Source organism: Ruegeria atlantica (assembly GCF_013032455.1).
Classification (GTDB): domain Bacteria; phylum Pseudomonadota; class Alphaproteobacteria; order Rhodobacterales; family Rhodobacteraceae; genus Ruegeria; species Ruegeria atlantica_B.
In genome coordinates this window covers 59053-76574 of record NZ_WQCF01000005.1, presented here as the reverse complement: position 1 = coordinate 76574, position 17522 = coordinate 59053, and the positions used below count along the sequence as shown (strand labels likewise).

At 58.3% G+C, this 17522-nt stretch carries 20 protein-coding genes; 8 read left to right on the top strand and 12 right to left on the bottom strand.

Annotated features, from left to right (window positions below; all coding sequences use genetic code 11):
* Nucleotides 1-4 precede the first annotated feature (4 nt).
* Nucleotides 5-1267 carry an FAD-dependent monooxygenase gene (locus tag GOW93_RS10800; protein WP_254443513.1) on the top strand — a complete coding sequence of 421 codons (1263 nt, stop codon included), beginning with the start codon at nt 5-7 and terminating at the stop codon, nt 1265-1267.
* Here the strand turns inward: GOW93_RS10800 and GOW93_RS10795 are convergent.
* From GOW93_RS10795 to GOW93_RS10770, 6 genes are all read right to left on the bottom strand, one after another.
* Nucleotides 1264-1449 carry a Trm112 family protein gene (locus tag GOW93_RS10795; protein WP_170383957.1) on the bottom strand — a complete coding sequence of 62 codons (186 nt, stop codon included), beginning with the start codon at nt 1447-1449 and terminating at the stop codon, nt 1264-1266. The genes GOW93_RS10800 and GOW93_RS10795 overlap by 4 nt on opposite strands.
* Nucleotides 1446-2087 carry an LON peptidase substrate-binding domain-containing protein gene (locus GOW93_RS10790; protein WP_170383956.1) on the bottom strand — a complete coding sequence of 214 codons (642 nt, stop codon included), beginning with the start codon at nt 2085-2087 and terminating at the stop codon, nt 1446-1448. Before GOW93_RS10790 ends, GOW93_RS10795 begins: the two co-directional genes overlap by 4 nt.
* Before the next feature lie 27 nt (nt 2088-2114).
* Nucleotides 2115-3032: a thioredoxin family protein gene (locus GOW93_RS10785; RefSeq protein WP_170383954.1), complete on the bottom strand. Its 918-nt coding sequence runs from the start codon at nt 3030-3032 to the stop codon at nt 2115-2117.
* A 76-nt stretch (nt 3033-3108) separates the two neighbouring features.
* The gene (locus GOW93_RS10780; RefSeq protein ID WP_170383952.1) at nt 3109-3897 is read right to left on the bottom strand and encodes an exodeoxyribonuclease III; all 789 of its coding nucleotides are present in this window, start codon (nt 3895-3897) and stop codon (nt 3109-3111) included.
* Between the two features lie 263 nt (nt 3898-4160).
* The gene (locus tag GOW93_RS10775; RefSeq protein WP_170383950.1) at nt 4161-4499 is read right to left on the bottom strand and encodes a c-type cytochrome; all 339 of its coding nucleotides are present in this window, start codon (nt 4497-4499) and stop codon (nt 4161-4163) included.
* A gap of 262 nt (nt 4500-4761) precedes the next feature.
* On the bottom strand, nt 4762-5448 hold the full coding sequence (locus tag GOW93_RS10770) for a response regulator transcription factor (RefSeq protein ID WP_058283107.1): 687 nt from the start codon (nt 5446-5448) through the stop codon (nt 4762-4764).
* Between the two features lie 161 nt (nt 5449-5609).
* Here GOW93_RS10770 and ribA point away from each other — a divergent pair, with 161 nt between their 5' ends.
* Together ribA and GOW93_RS10760 are read left to right on the top strand one after the other, a co-directional pair.
* Nucleotides 5610-6704 carry a GTP cyclohydrolase II gene (ribA, locus tag GOW93_RS10765; protein ID WP_170383948.1) on the top strand — a complete coding sequence of 365 codons (1095 nt, stop codon included), beginning with the start codon at nt 5610-5612 and terminating at the stop codon, nt 6702-6704.
* Nucleotides 6701-7201: a L,D-transpeptidase family protein gene (locus tag GOW93_RS10760; protein ID WP_170383946.1), complete on the top strand. Its 501-nt coding sequence runs from the start codon at nt 6701-6703 to the stop codon at nt 7199-7201. The genes ribA and GOW93_RS10760 overlap by 4 nt, the downstream gene beginning before the upstream one ends.
* Here GOW93_RS10760 and GOW93_RS10755 read toward each other — a convergent pair.
* Nucleotides 7185-7844: a YggS family pyridoxal phosphate-dependent enzyme gene (locus GOW93_RS10755; RefSeq protein WP_170383944.1), complete on the bottom strand. Its 660-nt coding sequence runs from the start codon at nt 7842-7844 to the stop codon at nt 7185-7187. The genes GOW93_RS10760 and GOW93_RS10755 overlap by 17 nt on opposite strands.
* 103 nt (nt 7845-7947) lie before the next feature.
* Complete coding sequence (locus tag GOW93_RS10750; protein WP_170383942.1) at nt 7948-8967, bottom strand: porin; 1020 nt, start codon at nt 8965-8967, stop codon at nt 7948-7950.
* Nucleotides 8968-9249: 282 nt separating this feature from the next.
* Here GOW93_RS10750 and GOW93_RS10745 point away from each other — a divergent pair, with 282 nt between their 5' ends.
* The 4 genes from GOW93_RS10745 (at nt 9250) to holA (ending at nt 13845) form a co-directional block, all read left to right on the top strand.
* Nucleotides 9250-9735 carry a DUF3576 domain-containing protein gene (locus GOW93_RS10745; protein ID WP_170383941.1) on the top strand — a complete coding sequence of 162 codons (486 nt, stop codon included), beginning with the start codon at nt 9250-9252 and terminating at the stop codon, nt 9733-9735.
* Between the two features lie 72 nt (nt 9736-9807).
* Entirely contained in the window at nt 9808-12342 is a 2535-nt protein-coding gene (gene leuS / locus GOW93_RS10740; protein ID WP_170383939.1) for a leucine--tRNA ligase, read from the top strand.
* On the top strand, nt 12329-12820 hold the full coding sequence (gene lptE, locus GOW93_RS10735) for an LPS assembly lipoprotein LptE (RefSeq protein ID WP_170383937.1): 492 nt from the start codon (nt 12329-12331) through the stop codon (nt 12818-12820). Before leuS ends, lptE begins: the two co-directional genes overlap by 14 nt.
* A complete protein-coding gene (holA, locus tag GOW93_RS10730) occupies nt 12817-13845 on the top strand; it encodes a DNA polymerase III subunit delta (protein ID WP_170383935.1) in 1029 nt (342 codons plus the stop codon). Before lptE ends, holA begins: the two co-directional genes overlap by 4 nt.
* Here holA and GOW93_RS10725 read toward each other — a convergent pair.
* On the bottom strand, nt 13842-15023 hold the full coding sequence (locus GOW93_RS10725; protein ID WP_170383933.1) for a TIGR03862 family flavoprotein: 1182 nt from the start codon (nt 15021-15023) through the stop codon (nt 13842-13844). The genes holA and GOW93_RS10725 overlap by 4 nt on opposite strands.
* Before the next feature lie 48 nt (nt 15024-15071).
* Here GOW93_RS10725 and GOW93_RS10720 point away from each other — a divergent pair, with 48 nt between their 5' ends.
* Nucleotides 15072-15368, top strand: coding sequence for an HNH endonuclease (locus GOW93_RS10720; protein WP_170383931.1), 297 nt, complete (start codon nt 15072-15074; stop codon nt 15366-15368).
* On the opposite strand, the gene GOW93_RS10715 is transcribed toward GOW93_RS10720, so the two are convergent.
* From GOW93_RS10715 to GOW93_RS10705, 3 genes are read right to left on the bottom strand one after another with little or no spacing between them, the layout of a single operon-like run.
* Nucleotides 15369-16106, bottom strand: coding sequence for a VOC family protein (locus GOW93_RS10715; RefSeq protein ID WP_170383929.1), 738 nt, complete (start codon nt 16104-16106; stop codon nt 15369-15371).
* Nucleotides 16103-16711: an enoyl-CoA hydratase/isomerase family protein gene (locus tag GOW93_RS10710; protein WP_170383927.1), complete on the bottom strand. Its 609-nt coding sequence runs from the start codon at nt 16709-16711 to the stop codon at nt 16103-16105. Before GOW93_RS10710 ends, GOW93_RS10715 begins: the two co-directional genes overlap by 4 nt.
* Nucleotides 16708-17451, bottom strand: coding sequence for an SDR family oxidoreductase (locus tag GOW93_RS10705; protein ID WP_170384281.1), 744 nt, complete (start codon nt 17449-17451; stop codon nt 16708-16710). Before GOW93_RS10705 ends, GOW93_RS10710 begins: the two co-directional genes overlap by 4 nt.
* Nucleotides 17452-17522: the final 71 nt, after the last annotated feature.

The following is a 17522-nucleotide window of genomic DNA, read 5'->3' as shown; positions in this document are numbered from 1 at the left end:
GCACATGGACAATCCCGAATGGGCGCGCATATTGCACAGCATGGAACAGAACTCCGATATCTTGATCATTGGCGGTGGCCTGAATGGCCCGGCTTTGGCATTAGCAATGGCGCAAACGGGACATTCCGTCACCGTGATCGACGCTCTGGCTGAAAAGGTCCGCAAGAACGCCGCATTCGACGGCCGCGCCTATGCTTTGGCGCTGGCCTCGCAACGCCTGCTGGATGCGATCGGGGTCTGGGATCGGGTAGCGGACCACGCCCAACCGATGCTTGAGATCAAGGTCACGGATGGCCATGCGGGCGCGGGGCCATCACCGTTTTTCATGCATTTCGACCATGCCGAGATCGAAGAAGGTCCGATGGGTTACATGGTCGAAGACCGTCATCTGCGCCGCGCCTTTATGGACGTGATGGCCGAAGAAAAGCGCATCACCCAGATCAACGGCAAAACCGTCATCGCTCAGGATGTCACAGCAAATGGTGTAATGCTGACGTTGAACGACGGAAAAACCGTGACAGGCAGCTTGCTGGTCGGTTGCGATGGTCGCCGCAGCGGCACCGCAACGCGTGCAGGCATCAAGCGCACCGGTTGGGATTACGGCCAGACCGCACTGGTCTGCGCCATCGAGCATGACTTGCCTCATCACGGCATTGCACATCAGTTCTTCATGCCACCCGGCCCCCTTGCGATCCTGCCCCTGACCGGAAATCGCAGCTCAATCGTCTGGAGTGAGCGGACTGAAACGGCAAAGCACATCAATTCCCTGCCCGAGGCGGACTATCTGCAGGCTCTGCGTCCCCGGTTCGGCGACTTTCTGGGCGAAATTCGGCTGCAGGGCGACCGCTTTACCTATCCCCTGAATCTGACCATCGCCAACTCATTCATCGGCGAGCGCATGGCGTTGGTCGGAGACGCCGCGCACGGCATGCACCCCATCGCCGGACAGGGCCTGAACGCTGGCCTGCGTGATGTCGGGGCTCTGGCCGAAGTACTCACATTGGCCGGACGGCGGGGTGAAGATATTGGTTCGGTTCTGGTACTGGAGTGCTATCAGGAGTGGCGCCGTTTCGACACCGCCTCGCTGGCAATGGCGACCGATGCGTTCAACAAGCTGTTTTCCAACGACAACCCGTTGCTGCGGATCGGGCGCGATATCGGGATGGGGATCGTCGGATCAATGCCTGGCCTGCGCCGTGGCTTCGTACGCGAAGCTGCCGGATTGACCGGAGACCTACCCAAACTGCTGCAAGGCCGCCCGATTTAGTCGAGCACGCGCGCCTCATCTATCAACATCACTGGAATGCCGTTCCGGATCGGAAAGGCCAAGCCAGCCGCCTTTGACACCAGCTCTTGCTTTTCGGCATCATAATGCAGAGTGGTATGACTCTGCGGGCAGATCAGTGCCTCAAGCATGCGGCGATCGAACGGGTGCTCGGGGTCGGTCATTGTAGTTTTTCCTCATTCGTTCCGCCACGCATGGCGAATTCTATCAGCGTCACCAACGTCTCACGCCGGGTGCGCAGGCTGGGGGCTTCTAGCAGTGCCTGCTTCTCTTCGGGCTCGAAATCCAGCAACATGGACAATGAGTTCACCAGTAACTCATCATCGGCGTCTTTCAAGGTATCCCAGTCGGTTGAAAGCTGACGCGAAGCAAAAAACCTTTCGAGCAAACCGAGAAATCTTGGACGATTGAACCCATCATCCTTCTCGACCTTGCCAAGATCACGGTCAAAACCATCCCAAGACACGGAACAGCGTCGATAAGGAGTAAAGGCATCCAGCTCAGACCGGACACGAAAACGCGAAATTCCCGTCAGAGTGATCAGGTAGCGGCCATCTTCTGTCTCGGAGAATTGCGTCACGCGTCCAGCGCACCCGATCTGGTGCAGTTTGCTGTCGTCGCTCTGGCATGGGTTAGGTTGTACCATACCAATAAGCCGCTCTTGCGTTTTCAAAGCGTCGTCCAGCATCTGGAGGTAACGCGGCTCAAAAATATGCAGCGGCAGGCGTGAACGGGGCAGCAACAGCGCCCCGGGCAATGGAAAGACGGATACCGTTTCAGGCAGGTCAGCGGGATGCATCATGTACCCGAGTGTAGCTCTGATCCCGAATTAGGCAAATATCATCGAGCTAAGTTTGCGCCGCCCGTTCAGAACAATCGGGTCATTGGGTTTGAGCGCATCGAAAATGGTGAACAGCTGGGTCTTGGCGGCCCCATCATTCCACTCACGGTCCCGGCGGAACAGCTCCAACAGTTGCGCAACGGCCTCTTCAACCTCACCATTTGCATGCAGGGCCTGCGCCAGATCGAAACGGGCCTGATGGTTGTCGGGTTCAGCCTCTACCGCAGCGCTCAGTTCGGCCACCGGACCCGCGTCTGCGGCCTGCTTGGCCAATTCCAACTGCGCATGCGCGGCTTCCACCTCGGCGGATGTAGAGATCTCAGCGGGAGCGCCATTCAGGATCGCCTCGGCCTGCTCCAATTCACCCGAAGCGATATGGGCACGAACCAGACCGCCATAGGCACCGGCGTGGTTCGGGTCTTCGCCAAGAATGGCGGCAAAGGTTTGGGCCGCATCCACAGCGGCCCCATCGGCCAGCATCTCTTCCGCGGCTTCTACGGCATCATCCAGTTGACCACCGGGGCTTTCGCCGCCCGCGGCTTCGATCACGCGGTCGATAAAGGCCTTAATTTCGGACCCCGGCAGCGCGCCCTGAAATCCATCCACGGGCTGACCTTTGAAAAAGGCATAAACGGTCGGAACCGACTGGACACGCATTTGCGAAGCGATCATCTGCGCCTCATCCACGTTGATCTTGACCATCTTCACCGCGCCCTTGGCGGCGGTCACGGCCTCTTCCAACAAGGGAATGAGGGTCTTGCACGGGCCACACCAGGGTGCCCAGAAATCCACGATGATAGGCGTTTCCTGAGACGCCTCGACCACGTCGGCCATAAAGGTCGCCTCGGACCCGTCCTTGATCAGATCGGTGGCCTCGGGGCCGGCTGCCGCGTTCAGAAGGTCCATGATTTTCACTCTCCGGTTCGAACTTGCGCCCTATATGCAACCGCTTGCTGCGGAAACCAAGGGCAGAGTTGCGAAATCACAGGTCGAAACTGGCAAAAACGGGCGCGTGATCGCTAGGCTTTTCCCATCCGCGCGCGTCGCGCAGAACGCGGCTGGAATGGCCCGCGTTCGAGATATCGGGCGTGGCCCAGACGTGATCCAGCCGCCGCCCCTTGTCTGCCGCATCCCAATCGCGTGCGCGGTAAGACCACCAGCTATACAGCTGCCCTTCGGGAATGTCCTGCCGGGTGATATCGACCCAACTGCCCGCATCCTGCGTTTCAGCCAGCGCCTCAACCTCGATCGGGGTGTGCGACACGACCTTGAGCAGTTGCTTGTGCGACCACACGTCATCCTCACGCGGGGCGATGTTCAGATCGCCGACCAGAATGGATTTTTCCGGCTTTTCCGCATGGAACCAGTCACGCATGTCAGCGAGGTAATCGAGCTTTTGCCCGAATTTCTCGTTCTTTTCGCGATCCGGAATATCGCCGCCCGCAGGAACATAAAAATTGTGGATGGTCACGCCATTCTCCAACCGCCCGGCGATGTGACGGGCATGGCCGAGATCGGCGAAATCCTTATCTCCCACCTCTTCCATCGGCAGCCGTGAAAGGATGGCAACGCCGTTGTAGCCTTTCTGACCGCGCGCAACCATGTGGGTATACCCCAGCTCGGCGAACCCTTCGGTCGGGATCTTTTCGACCGGAGACTTACACTCCTGCAAACACAACACATCAGGGGCTTCCTCTTGCAGCAATTTCAGCACGATAGGCTCGCGCAGGCGGACCGAGTTGATGTTCCAGGTGGCAAGGGTAAAGGGCATTGGGGATTCCTCTGTCGCGATTGAGCGGAGGTTAGCGTGGTGCGGGAGGAGGCGCCATGACAAAAGGGTTAACTTTTTCTAGAGCCATTGTTTGGCTCTGCACCGCCAAGCTGGTGTGTTGATTATCTGCAATTTCGAATAAAATGGTCGGGTATGAACGGAATTTGAAAATTCGATCTAATTTCTCTTAACGATTGCCTTCAGCAAGTAGGCAGTAGCTGGCCCGCCACGACGGGCGATGACGAAAATACTTGTACATTGGATCAATACCGTTTCTGCGTGGCAAAGAATTCGGCAATGTCCTGAAATTCCTGATCGCTCAACTCTTTCAGCTTTGAAACCATTGCAGCGTTTTTGCTATTATCTTCGCGCGCACCCGACGCATAGTTTCGCATCTCCTGAACCAGGTAAACAGAGGGCTGACCAGCCAACATGGGTACCGGCTGGAACGATGTTGATCGAGCATTTCCATCGACGCCGTGACAATGCGCACAGTTTGTGCGTACAAGATTCCGCCCGTTTTCGGGATCACCCTCTGAAAAGGCAGGATTTGTAGCGAGCAAAGTAGCCGTCGCTATTATCGCCGGGATAATTTTAGCCATATCACCCCCAAGTCAAGTGGGACTTCATTGCATTATAACACAATCAACACGAATAAATGTTGTGCAATGTCATGGCTACCAAACATAGGCATTATTGGAGGCAATTCAGAAACCAACGCCAAACCACCCCACAAAAAAAGCCGGGCCAAAGGCCCGGCAGTCCAACAGGGAGGTGCATGTCATGACCCGGACATGCGCGGGTTGAAGGTAACCTAATTACACATCCAGAGTATCACTTTGATCCACGTCAATCCACAGCAAGTTAAGAGACCAAACGATATCCACCAGATTCTGTGACCAAAAGGCGCGCATTCGACGGATCGGGCTCAATTTTCTGGCGCAAGCGATAGATATGGGTTTCCAACGTGTGGGTGGTGACGCCCGCGTTATAACCCCAGACCTCATGCAGCAGCACATCGCGGGCAACCACACCGTCGGTCGAGCGATAGAGGAACTTAAGGATGTTGGTTTCCTTCTCGGTCAAGCGGATTTTGCGATCTTCTTCGGTGATCAGCATCTTCATCGCGGGCTTGAACGTATACGGGCCAAGAACAAAAACCGCATCTTCGGATTGTTCATGCTGGCGCAGTTGTGCGCGGATACGGGCCAGCAGGACCGGAAATTTGAACGGCTTAGAGACATAATCGTTGGCGCCGGCGTCCAAACCCAGAATGGTGTCAGCGTCGCTGTCATGGCCGGTCAGCATCAGAATTGGGCTTTTGACACCTTGCTTGCGCATCAGGCGACACAGCTCGCGCCCGTCGGTGTCGGGCAGACCCACGTCCAGAATGACCAGATCGTAGATCGCCTCACGCGCCCGCTCCATCGCGGATTGGCCATCATGGGCTTCGAACACATCGAAATCCTCGGTCATCACAAGTTGCTCACTGAGCGCCTCGCGCAGGTCTTCATCGTCATCCACCAGCAGGATTTTCTTGAGCTGAGCCATGTGCGGTCCTCCTAAGCCTTTTCCACCACTTGCGCGCGAAAGATGCAATCAACAAGGTTTACTGCAACAGTCTCACGCCCTCGTGTCTGACGCGGAGGAAATGTTTCACATTTCCGTCGTATCAGGCTAGAGGAAAGCCAGAACGTTACAGGGTAACATAGATGAGTCTGATCCCGGATATATCAGAATTGCTGGCGCGCGCCCGCGCTGACCTGCGTATGGGGGTTCCCGTCGCTCTGACCGATGACAGCGGTTTCAGCGTGCTGGCTGTTGCGACCGAAACGCTGAGCGCGCAGCGGCTTGCAGACTTACGCGGCGTTGGGGGCGAGCCGGTCGTCGCCGTCACCGTGCGCCGGGCCGAAACGCTAAAGGCGCGGGCCTATGACGGTGATCTTGCTCGCGTCATTATTCCTGCGGATACCGATATTGCTTGGGTTCAGGCTGTGGCCGACCCCTCGGACGACCTGAACGCGCCGATGAAAGGCCCCCTGATGACTGAACGTCAGGGCAATGCCAACCTGCACCGCATTGCAATCGCGCTTACCAAATCCGCGCGCCTGCTGCCTGCAGCGGTAGTCGTACCCATCGAGGGCGGGCGTACCTTTGCTGCTCAGCACGGCCTGACATGCATTGACCACACACGCGCCGCACCGCATCTGGCCGACCGAAGCGAGCTGCACGCGGTGGTTGCCGCGCGCCTGCCCATGGAGGTTTCCGAAGCTGGGCGCCTGCACGTCTTTCGCCCCGAAGATGGTGGCGAGGAACACTATGCCGTGGAAATTGGCCGCCCGGACCGGGACAAACCGGTTCTGGCGCGTCTACATTCCGCCTGCTTCACCGGCGACCTGATGGGCAGCTTGAAATGCGACTGTGGCCCCCAATTGCGCGGAGCGCTGGCGCAGATGGGGTCCGAAGGAGCCGGTGTGCTGCTGTACCTCAATCAGGAGGGCCGAGGCATCGGGCTTGCAAACAAGATGCGGGCCTATTTCCTGCAGGATCAGGGCTTTGACACGGTCGAAGCCAATCATCGTCTGGGGTTCGAGGATGATGAGCGCGATTTCCGGTTGGGATCTGACATTCTGAAATCCCTTGGTTTCAGCTCGGTAAGGCTGCTGACCAACAACCCGGCAAAAATTGCAATGATGGAAAAGACCGGCATCGCCGTGACCGAACGGGTGCCGTTGAAAGCCGGTGAAACGGCCCATAACCGCGGGTACCTGGCCACCAAGGCGGCCAAGTCAGGGCATCTGCTGTGACCCCTGACGATCTGGTGTTGACCCCACGCGGAGTGCGATTTGCCGGGCGCGTCTTTCCCTGCACGATCGGTAAAGGTGGGCTGAGCAGCACCAAGCGCGAAGGGGATGGGGCCACTCCGACCGGGGCACATCATATCGTCGGGATGCTGTATCGGCCGGACCGAATCTTAAAACCAACCGAGTGGGCAATTCCCATCGGTCCACGCGATCTGTGGTCGGATGATGGCCGGGACAGCCACTATAACACCCTTGTCAGCGCGCCTTACGGGTTCAGCCACGAAAAACTGCGCCGCGCTGATCCTCTGTATGATCTGGTGCTAATAACCGATTGGAACTGGCCCAATGCAGTACCCGGCTGCGGGTCGGCGATTTTCATCCACCAATGGCGGCGGCCAGGGTATCCGACCGAAGGCTGCATCGCCTTCCGCCGCGATCACCTAAGATGGATCGCTGAAAGAGTATTTTTGGGAACGCGTCTTATTATTCCGCAGGCTTGACCCGCTCACCAAATATGGCCGAGCCTACGCGCACGTGGGTGGCCCCAAGCGCGATGGCTTGTTCGAAGTCGCCGCTCATGCCCATGGAAAGGCCTGTCAGACCGTTGCGCTCTGCAATTTTGGCCAGCAGGGCGAAATGCAGCGAGGGTTCTTCATCGACCGGCGGGATACACATCAAACCCTGAATTGGCAGGTCTAGGTTCCGGCAATCTGCGATGAAGGCATCAGCATCAGCGGGCAGGATACCGGCCTTCTGCTCTTCTTCGCCTGTGTTGACCTGAATGAACAGGGCCGGGCAAGTGCCAACCTCCTGCGCCAGCCGCGCCAGCGTTTTGGCCAGTTTTGGCCGGTCGACCGAATGGATAGTGCTGAACAACTCGATTGCTTGCCGGGCTTTGTTAGTTTGCAGCGGACCGATCAGATGAAGATCTATATCCGAGAACTGGTCCCTAAAGCCCGGCCATTTGCCAGCAGCCTCCTGAACGCGGTTTTCCCCAAAGCACCGATGCCCCTGATCCAGAACGGCCTGGACACGCTCATTCGGTTGCACCTTGGAAACAGCGATCAGTTTAACAGACCCTGCATCCCGCCCAGCGGCGGTTTCGGCTTTGACGATGCGGGCGGTGATGTCTTGCAGCGACATAGGAATCCTCAATCTGCTTTCAGCGCAGAAAAACACCATGTCGGCGTAAAAGAAAAGGGCAGGTCCGAAGACCTGCCCTAAAACCTTGCGGTTTCAGATCAACTTAGAAGTTGAACTGTGCACCGAAGTCAGCTTGGGTGCGCGAGTCGCAAACGTCACAGTCGTTGACACCGATACCACCGCGCAGCGATGCACCGCCGCCCAGGTCGTAGATGGCACCAATTGCAACCTGCTGCGTGTCGGCGTCAGCGTTACCGTCACCGTAGGTGAACAGCAGGGTAGTTGCTGCGCCCAGGTTGTAGGAAGCCGACAGACCCCATGCGGTGCCGTCAGTTGCGTCAACTTCGGTGTTATCGTCTGCAACAAACAGAGTACCGCCGAAGTCGCCCCATTCACCACCCAGGGTCAGAACGGTCAGGCTCGGATCGTCACCCAGATCGTCTACGTCGGTCTGACCATAGGCCAGAGCGGCAGTGATGTTGTTGAAGGTGTAAGTCGCGCTGATGTCCCAACGGTCACCGTCAGCTTTGTCACCGTTAATGGCAAAGGTGGCTGTGTCATACGACGCGCCAAACGCGAAGTCGCCAACTGCGTACTGGAAGAACACAGCGTTTGCGCCCGCACCGGTCGAAGTGTACGACAGGAAGCTGTAGTCAACGCCCGAGTACTGACCTGCGAACAGTTCCAGACCAACTTCGTTACCGTAGTAGTTTGCCAGGTTGTCGAACGAACCGGCAACGTTGCCGGCGTCAACACGCAGACCACCGTAGATAACCGAGAAGCGCGCGCCGTTCAGGCCAGCTTCGTTGGCTTCGCCAGTGGACGAGTTTTCGTCAGCTTGCAAACGAACACGGCCTTCAAAGCGAACGCCACCATCGGTTTCGGTGAAGCCGTCGATGCTCAGACGGAAGCGCGAGACCAGGATTGCGTCGTCGGTGTCAACAACTGCAGTACCAACGGTGGTGGTAGTACCAGTGGTGACGATGTTGGTCACAGTACCGGTACGATCTTCCAGGTAGCCAATACCAAAACGGCCGTAACCGCTGAAGTTAACGCCGGAGTCGGCCGCTGCAACACCTGCGGTTGCGATCAGAGCGGTCGATGCGAAGAGAACTTTTTTCATCTTGTTTCCCTCGGTTTCAAAAAGTTTTTCTACTCGACACATGGCAAGCACGTGTCTCAGCACGGGAACCGTTTCGCTCTTTTTGCCCCCAACACGCAAGCTTGGCGTCATTGAATTGGGCGCATTGGCCACAAATTGGTGCAAGGATGCCACAGTCTGTTTTCGTGACCTCACCAACCCCGCACCCACCCTTATGTGACAATAAGAGGGTTGTTGCTGAACTGGTCCTTGTCTAGGAGTAGTCCTGACAACGTAGACCAAAGTGAACAGGACCAGTCGATAATGCGCCTGCTGACGATTTTCGGTTTGATCATAATGACTGCGGCCGTGTCGGCCTGCGGACAGAATCGGGGTGCCGCGCCGAACCCAAATGTGCTCGCAACCGGCGGCGATTCTGACGACCAGGAATTAGACGACCCAAACCGCTCGACAATCTGGGATTTATTCAAAGGCGCCGATGCGGAACAGATCACGAGTGTGAACCGTTACCTGTGGACCGCGTCGCTGGATGTTCTGAACTTCCTCCCTGTTCAAGAGGTTGATCCGTTCACCGGCGTGATCGTGACGGGATATGGAACACCTCCGGGGGGCGGACGGCAGTATCGCGCGACGGTACATATCAGCGATCCGGCCCTGGCAGCGCGGTCTTTGTCGGTCTCTCTGCAGACCAGCGGCGGTGCTCCGGTCAGCGCAGCCACCACCCGCGCGGTCGAGGATGCGATCCTGTCCCGCGCACGTCAGTTGCGCATTGCGGACAACAAGCTCTAGCAACTCGCCGAAAATCACAATATTACCACGCCGGGTTCACGCCCGGCGTTTTTATTCACGAAGGACCGCACGATGTCTCGCTACTCGGCCAACGAAATCGAAGCAAAATGGCAAGAGGCCTGGGGCAAGGCCGGAATTTTCACTGCCGACCGCACCGCGGACAAGCCAAAGTATTACGTGCTTGAGATGTTTCCCTACCCATCTGGCCGAATCCACATGGGACATGTACGCAACTACACGATGGGCGACGTGATTGCGCGTCACAAGCTGGCGACCGGGCATAACGTGCTGCACCCGATGGGCTGGGATGCCTTCGGGATGCCCGCAGAAAACGCCGCAATGGCCATTGGCGGTCATCCCAAAGACTGGACCTATGGCAATATCGCCGACATGCGCGGGCAGATGAAACCGCTGGGCTTATCGATCGACTGGTCCCGTGAATTCGCCACCTGTGACCCGGAATACTATGGTCAGCAGCAAGCGCTGTTTTTGGATATGCTCGAAGCCGGGCTGGTTTACCGCAAAAACGCCGTGGTCAATTGGGACCCGGTCGATATGACCGTTCTGGCCAACGAACAGGTCGAAAACGGGCGCGGCTGGCGTTCCGGTGCTCTGGTGGAACGCCGCGAACTGACGCAATGGTTCTTCAAAATCTCGGACTATTCCGAAGACCTGCTCGAGGCGCTGGATACTCTGGAAAACTGGCCTGCCAAGGTGCGCCTGATGCAGGAGAACTGGATCGGTAAGTCGCGTGGCCTGCAATTCGGCTTTGAACGCACCGATAACGCAGAGCCGATCACCGTCTATACGACTCGCCCCGATACGCTGCTGGGCGCGTCTTTCGTGGGCATTTCGCCCGACCACCCGATTGCCAAGCAGCTTGAGGCCGAAAGCCCCGAAGTCGCTGAGTTTGTTGCCGAATGCCGCAAGGGCGGCACCACCGAAGAGGCCATCGAGACCGCCGAGAAGTTGGGCTATGACACCGGCATCCGGGTCAAACACCCACTGGACCCGAACTGGGAACTGCCGGTCTGGATCGCGAACTTCATCCTGATGGACTATGGCACCGGTGCGATCTTTGCTTGCCCGGCGCATGACCAACGCGACTTGGATTTCTGCCGCAAATACGGCCTGCCCGTGGTCGATACCTTCTTTGCTTTGGACGATGACAAGCCGGTCGACAAGATCGCTTTTGTTCCGCCAAAGACCGAGAAAGTCCGCTGGGTGAACCATTTCGCTGGCCTGACCGAGGCGACGGGCGACGAGGCGATCAATGCCACGGTCGATTTCGCCGAAAAGGCCGGTTGGGGCGAAGGTGTTACCAAATACCGCCTGCGAGACTGGGGCCTCAGCCGCCAACGCTATTGGGGCTGCCCGATTCCCGTTGTCCATTGCGACAGCTGCGGCGTGGTGCCCGAGAAGAAAGAGAATCTGCCGGTCCGCCTGCCCGACGATGTCACATTTGACAAACCGGGCAACCCGCTGGACCGCCACCCGACCTGGCGTGATTGTTCCTGCCCGAACTGCGGCGCGCCCGCCAAGCGTGAAACCGACACAATGGACACGTTTGTCGATTCGTCATGGTATTTCGCCCGTTTCACCGCCCCTCGCGCCGAAACGCCGACCGATCTGGCTGAGGCCGAATACTGGATGAATGTCGACCAGTATATCGGCGGCATCGAGCACGCAATTCTGCACCTGCTCTATTCCCGCTTCTTTGCACGGGCGATGCAGATCACCGGCCACCTGCCGAAAAAGGCCATCGAGCCTTTTGACGCGCTGTTCACGCAGGGCATGGTCACGCATGAGATCTACCAGACCCGCGACGCCAACGGTCGCCCTGTCTATCACCTGCCAGAGGATGTGACCGACGGTAAACTGGCTGATGGAACCGAGGTTGAGATCATCCCCTCGGCGAAGATGTCGAAGTCGAAGAAGAACGTGGTCGATCCGGTCAGCATCATCTCGGCCTTTGGTGCCGATACCGCACGCTGGTTCGTACTGTCTGATTCACCGCCTGAACGGGATGTAGAATGGACCGCCTCCGGGGCTGAGGCCGCCTACAAGCACCTCAGCCGCGTTCATCGGATCGCGTCGGAAATTGCCGAATCGGACAATCCGGCCAATTCCGAAGACGAAACCTTGCTACGTGAGATGCACAAGGCAATCCATGACGTAACAGGCGGTGTCGAATCCTTTGGCTTCAACGCCTCGATCGCCAAACTTTATGCTTTCACCAACACACTTGCGAAATCCAAGGCGGGCACTGCTGCGAAACGTGAGGCAGCCAAGACGCTGGCACAGCTGATGTCGCCAATGACCCCGCACCTGTCCGAGGAGCTGTGGCAGTTGCTGGGCGGTGAAGGTCTGGTTGCCACCGCGCCGTGGCCCGTTGCGGATGAGGCGATGCTGATCGACGACACCGTCACCCTGCCGATCCAGATCAACGGCAAGCGCCGCGCGGAAATCAGCGTGCCAAAGGATATGGACAAGGCAGAGGTTGAAAATATCGCCCTCAGCACCGAAGCTGTGCAAAAGGCGCTGGATGGCAATGCGCCGAAGAAGGTGATTGTTGTCCCGGGCCGGATCGTGAATGTCGTTGTTTGATCGCAGAACCCTGTTGATGATGCCGCTGGCACTGGCCGCCTGTGGCTTTGAACCTGTTCACGCGCCCGGCGGTTCGGGCGCGGCATTAAACGGTCAGGTCAAGTTATCCGCCCCTAACACAACCGAAAGTTATTTGCTGGTCCAGAACCTTGAACAACGGCTGGGACGCAGCGCAAGCTCGGGTGGTGCCTACGCGTTGGATGTGGGCGTTTCGACCGTAACACGCGCCGCAGCCATCACGACGACAAACGAAACCAACCGCTATTCCATTGATGGCAAGGCAAACTATACGCTCAAGTCCAACGAAACCGGTCAGATCGTCGCCTCGGGCTCGGTCGAGAATTTTGTTGGATATTCCGCTGCCGGATCTACGGTTTCGACACTGGCAGATGAACGGGATGCCAAGCAACGGCTGATGGTGATCCTGTCGGATCAGATCATAAGCGAGCTGTACGCCGCGCCGGGTCTTGGCACATGAAGCTCAGCCCGCGCGAGGCTGAAGGGTATTTCGCCCGTCCAGACGCCGACAAGGTCGGGCTGCTGATCTACGGTGCAGATACGATGCGCGTGGCGCTGAAACGCCAACAGGTTCTTGCCGCACTTTTGGGGGCCAATGCCGAAGAGGAAATGCGGCTGACCCGTATGCCCGGAGCCGATCTGCGCAGCGATCCCGCCCTGTTGCTGGATGCAATCAAGGCAGTTGGCTTCTTTCCAGGGCCACGCGCTGTTTTTGTCGAAGATACAACGGATGTCGCCGCACCAGCTATCATTGCCGCATTCGAGGAATGGGCCCCGGGCGATGCGCAGATCATCATCACTGCCGGACAACTGAAACCCAGCTCAAAAGTCCGCAAAGCCTTCGAAGCCCACCCATCGGCCTACGCAGTTGGCATCTATGACGATCCGCCCTCACGTGGTGAGATTGAGCGGCTTCTGTCTGAAGCCGGGGTGCAGAACATCCCGCGCGACTCGATGTCGGCGATTACCGAACTCGCCATGGGAATCAGCCCCGGAGACCTCAAGCAAACCATTGAAAAAATTTCCCTTTATAAACGCGGAGACAACTCAGAGCTTTCTATAGAGGATATTGAAGCCTGCGCCCCTCGCTCAACCGAGGCCGCGTTGGACGATGTTCTGAATGTCGTCGCCGAAGGCCGCGCCGGAGAGATCGGCCCGTTGATCCGGCGATTGCAATCGCAGGGCACCAATGCGGTCAGCCTTTGCATTGGTGCAACACGACATTTCCGAACGCTGTACGCCTGCGCGTCAGATCCCGGCGGGGCTGTGCAAGGGATCGGCAAGCTACGGCCACCGGTTTACGGAAAAAGGCGCGATCGGATTCTACGGCAGGCGCAGGGCTGGGGCGCACCAAAGCTGCAAACGGCTTTGACCGTTCTCACCGATACGGACTTGTCCTTGCGGTCAGCCGGGCAGACCGCACCCGCGATGGCTTTGGTCGAACGTGCAATGATACGTCTGGCGATGCTGGCCCGGTCACGTTAACCGTCGCGCAACCAATCTACGGCTGATCGCCCAGCCCATCGCCCCGTCGCCAGACAAGCGGTTAACAGGTAGCCACCAGTCGGGGCCTCCCAATCCAGCATCTCTCCGGCACAGAAAACGCCTGGCATCGCTGTCAGCATCAGCCCCTCAGTCAGCGCAACACGTTTGACCCCACCCGCCGTGGAAATGGCTTCGTCCATCGGGCGCAGACCCGCGTGGCAGATTGGCAGATTCTTGAGCGCCCTGGTCCACTGGTCCCGTGGCAATGCGCTGCTTTTGACCATCTCATGAAACAACGCAACTTTCTGAGGCGGCAGGCGAAGGGATTTTTTCAACCATTGCGACAACGTGGTTTTGGATTTCTTAGCAGCCAACCGCGATTGCAGCGCCGCTTGGTCAAGATCGGGTACCAGATCAACATAAAGCGGCGCCCCCGCACGCAGGGCCGGGGTCAGAGAGTACAGCCCACCACCCTCAAGCCCGGTTGCTGATATCGTGGCCTCGCTCCGGCTGTCTGTGTCTCCGGCCATCCAGCGCACAGATTTCAACGCAGCGCCGAAATGCGACTGCATGTGGGGGCTCCAATCAACGGACAATGCCGAATTCGCCGGGGCGAAAGGGGCAAGCGCAACGCCATTCTGTTGCAAAGTGCCCGCCCATTTGCCATCTGACCCCAACCGCGCCCAACTGGCTCCGCCCAGCGCCAAAACGGTCACATCAGGCGTCAACGGACACTTCCCATCCGGCGTATCAAACAATAAGGCATCACAGTCCCAGCCCAGCCAACGCCAGCGGGTTTTTATTTGCACCTTCGCCGTCTCGAGCCGCCCCAACCAGGCCCGTAACAGCGGCGAGGCTTTCATTACCGTTGGGAAAACTCGACCAGTCGATCCGGTAAACAGCTCTTGCCCCAACTCCCGCGCCCAGTCCTGCACCCCGTCAGCGTCAAATTCGGAAATCATCGGACGCAGCCAGTCAGAAGCCTCGCCATAGGCAAGCATCAATGTCTCAAGCGGTTCATCCTTGGTCAGATTCAGACCCGATTTTCCCGCCATTAGAAATTTGCGCGCAACTGACGGCTTGGCCTCAGCCACAAGGACATCATGACCTGCGGCAGCCAGTTCCTCGGCCGCCATCAAGCCTGCGGGTCCGGCCCCGATTACCACTGCCTGCGCCATTTCCGTCCTCTTGCCTTCCGCGCCATCCGGCGCAAATTTGTGAATGTCATGCCAAACAGCGACCCGATCTGCCCGCTATGTGACCGCCCCATCCCGGATGGCGGCGGCAGCCTGCACCATCTGATCCCAAAACTCAAAGGAGGCAAGGGCGGCCCCACGGTATTGTTGCACATCATCTGCCACAAAGAGGTGCACGCCACTCTGACCGAGGCCGAACTGGCCCGTGAGTTCAACACGGTCGAGGCATTGCGCGCCCATCCCCGGCTGGAAAAATTCCTGACTTGGGTGAGAAAACGCCCGCCCGGCTTCCGCTCGAAAGTGCCGGGTAAGAGACGGAGCCGATGATCACCCCGGCCGAAGCGGATCGCCAAAAGCGTCGCGGAGCGACCCTGTCAGCCCCTGAATCTCCAATCCCCGATAATCCGGTGCTGGAGCAAACTGAGCCCCCGCAAGATGTTGGAATTCCAAAGTGGTATAGGGACGCTTCCACAACCATTCGCGGTTTTCAACCGACCAGAGATCCGCATTCGGCGGCTTCTCATCAGTGAAAGCATAGAAATGCAGGTCGAATCCGTATTGGGCCACATCCTGCACCGATAACAGCCGCATTCCTTGTGCACGCCAGAAGGCATCCTCGGCAGCAATGTCACCTGTACGTAACGTGATCTGGCCAATACAGGCCCCAGCGAAAGGCGCAGCAGGATCGGCGGCATTTTCCGGCCGGTTTCCCTGAAAATCATGCTGCAGCAGCTCGATCACGAAACCTGCGGGGTCTTTCAGGTGGCACATATAACCGATGTCGAGAAACTGTTTAGGGGTCGAAACATCGACCCCTTTCCGGCGCAGATACGCCGCAGCAAGATCAACATCCGGTAGGGTGATCCCGATTTTCCAGTATCGTTGCCCGCCGTCATGCTTGTACCCGCCTCCGCCCGGCATTAGCAGCAGGTCGGCATCCTGCCCCTTATAGCCAAGGCGGCGGTTCCGGCCCTGCACATGCAGGGTCATGTCCAGGATATCCGCATAGAATGCCGCCAATCTTTCTGGGTCAGCGACCCGCAATAGCACGGCCGACAATCTCATCGGCACATCCTTGCAATTCCGGCAGCAATTTGGGGATCGGCAGCCAGACTGTCGGCCACAAGCTCATGCGCCGTCTGCATCAGCTGGTCGGGCTCGACCACGCGGTCGACCAGGCCAAAACCATACGCTTCTTGAGCAGTGATCTTTTGCCCGGCCATAAGAATCATCTTGGTGCGCGACGGTCCGATCAGCACTGCCATGCGCACCGGGTCCGACGGTTGCGGCAGAAAACCCAGCTTCATGACAGGGTAAAAAATCTTGGCCTGCGGCACCGCGATCCGAATGTCGCAGGCCAGAACCATTCCGTTGGCCCCTCCCGCAAGCGTTCCGTTCAGAGCGGCAACTGTCAGGCACGGCAGGGCGGCGATAGCGCCCGACAACCGCTCCCACAGGTCCGAGGTTGCAAGTCCAGCCCGCGCCTCGTCCAGATCGGCCCCGGCGCTGAACACCTTGCCAGCGCCGGTCAGGATCAAGGCCCGTGCCTCGGTTGCCGCTTCGGCAATCTCGCAGAGTTCGGTCAGCATGGCCCCAGTCAGCGCATTTGCCTTTTGCGGGTTGTTAAGCGTGACCGTCCATAACCCATCTGCCTTGGTCAATTCGATCACGTCAAACCAACCCTTTGGCGGATATCTTCGCGCCGCAACGATATTTCTGTGCCCAAAAACTCATCGGCGTCAGCGCTGCACATCCACAGAAGCGCCCGTGCGGGCCAGTCGGCGGGGATATGATCGCTCCAATCCAGCTGGCTGACGGCATTGATGCCGCTGGACTTGATCACCCGCTGCATGTCGGTCGCCACAGTACCCGGTGACAAGCCCATGGCGCGGATACCGTGAATGGATTCCTCAAGATGCAGGCATTCGGTCAGCATCTTTGCGCCTGCCTTTGACGCGCAATAATGGCTCCATGCCTCAATCGGGTTGGATGCCGCGCCCGACGACACCGTGATCACCGTGCCCCCGCCCGCAGCGCGCATGACGGGCAGCGCCGCACGCATGCCGTAGAACACGCCCTTGAGGTTGATGTCTATCGCCGCGCTCCACGCCGTGACGTCGGCGTTCGACAAGTGAAAGATCGGATCAATTACGCCTGCGTTGCCGATCAGAACATCCAGCCCGCCAAAGCGGTCGACACAATCGGCAACAGCCTGCTCGACCTGCGCGAAATCGCTGACGTCGCATTGCAGCGCGATGGCATTGCCGCCCAGCGCATCCGCCAGCGCCCCGATCTGATCACGGCTGCGGGCCACCAGCGCGACATTCGCCCCGGCTGCGGCAAATACGCGCCCTGCTTCAGCTCCGATACCGCGGCTGGCCCCTGTTATCAGTACGGTTTTTCCCTGCATACGGACCGTGTACCTCCGTTGTTTTGAGATTGTGTGAATCTCTACCGCGCAAACGGGGAAAGCGTCCAGCC

Coding starts and splice junctions, on each gene's coding strand:
- GOW93_RS10800 (WP_254443513.1), top strand. CDS start 5: ATGGACAATCCCGAATGGGCGCGCATATTGCACAGCATGGAACAGAAC.
- GOW93_RS10795 (WP_170383957.1), bottom strand. CDS start 1,449: ATGACCGACCCCGAGCACCCGTTCGATCGCCGCATGCTTGAGGCACTG.
- GOW93_RS10790 (WP_170383956.1), bottom strand. CDS start 2,087: ATGATGCATCCCGCTGACCTGCCTGAAACGGTATCCGTCTTTCCATTG.
- GOW93_RS10785 (WP_170383954.1), bottom strand. CDS start 3,032: ATGGACCTTCTGAACGCGGCAGCCGGCCCCGAGGCCACCGATCTGATC.
- GOW93_RS10780 (WP_170383952.1), bottom strand. CDS start 3,897: ATGCCCTTTACCCTTGCCACCTGGAACATCAACTCGGTCCGCCTGCGC.
- GOW93_RS10775 (WP_170383950.1), bottom strand. CDS start 4,499: ATGGCTAAAATTATCCCGGCGATAATAGCGACGGCTACTTTGCTCGCT.
- GOW93_RS10770 (WP_058283107.1), bottom strand. CDS start 5,448: ATGGCTCAGCTCAAGAAAATCCTGCTGGTGGATGACGATGAAGACCTG.
- ribA (WP_170383948.1), top strand. CDS start 5,610: ATGAGTCTGATCCCGGATATATCAGAATTGCTGGCGCGCGCCCGCGCT.
- GOW93_RS10755 (WP_170383944.1), bottom strand. CDS start 7,844: ATGTCGCTGCAAGACATCACCGCCCGCATCGTCAAAGCCGAAACCGCC.
- GOW93_RS10750 (WP_170383942.1), bottom strand. CDS start 8,967: ATGAAAAAAGTTCTCTTCGCATCGACCGCTCTGATCGCAACCGCAGGT.
- GOW93_RS10745 (WP_170383941.1), top strand. CDS start 9,250: ATGCGCCTGCTGACGATTTTCGGTTTGATCATAATGACTGCGGCCGTG.
- leuS (WP_170383939.1), top strand. CDS start 9,808: ATGTCTCGCTACTCGGCCAACGAAATCGAAGCAAAATGGCAAGAGGCC.
- lptE (WP_170383937.1), top strand. CDS start 12,329: ATGTCGTTGTTTGATCGCAGAACCCTGTTGATGATGCCGCTGGCACTG.
- holA (WP_170383935.1), top strand. CDS start 12,817: ATGAAGCTCAGCCCGCGCGAGGCTGAAGGGTATTTCGCCCGTCCAGAC.
- GOW93_RS10725 (WP_170383933.1), bottom strand. CDS start 15,023: ATGGCGCAGGCAGTGGTAATCGGGGCCGGACCCGCAGGCTTGATGGCG.
- GOW93_RS10720 (WP_170383931.1), top strand. CDS start 15,072: ATGCCAAACAGCGACCCGATCTGCCCGCTATGTGACCGCCCCATCCCG.
- GOW93_RS10715 (WP_170383929.1), bottom strand. CDS start 16,106: ATGAGATTGTCGGCCGTGCTATTGCGGGTCGCTGACCCAGAAAGATTG.
- GOW93_RS10705 (WP_170384281.1), bottom strand. CDS start 17,451: ATGCAGGGAAAAACCGTACTGATAACAGGGGCCAGCCGCGGTATCGGA.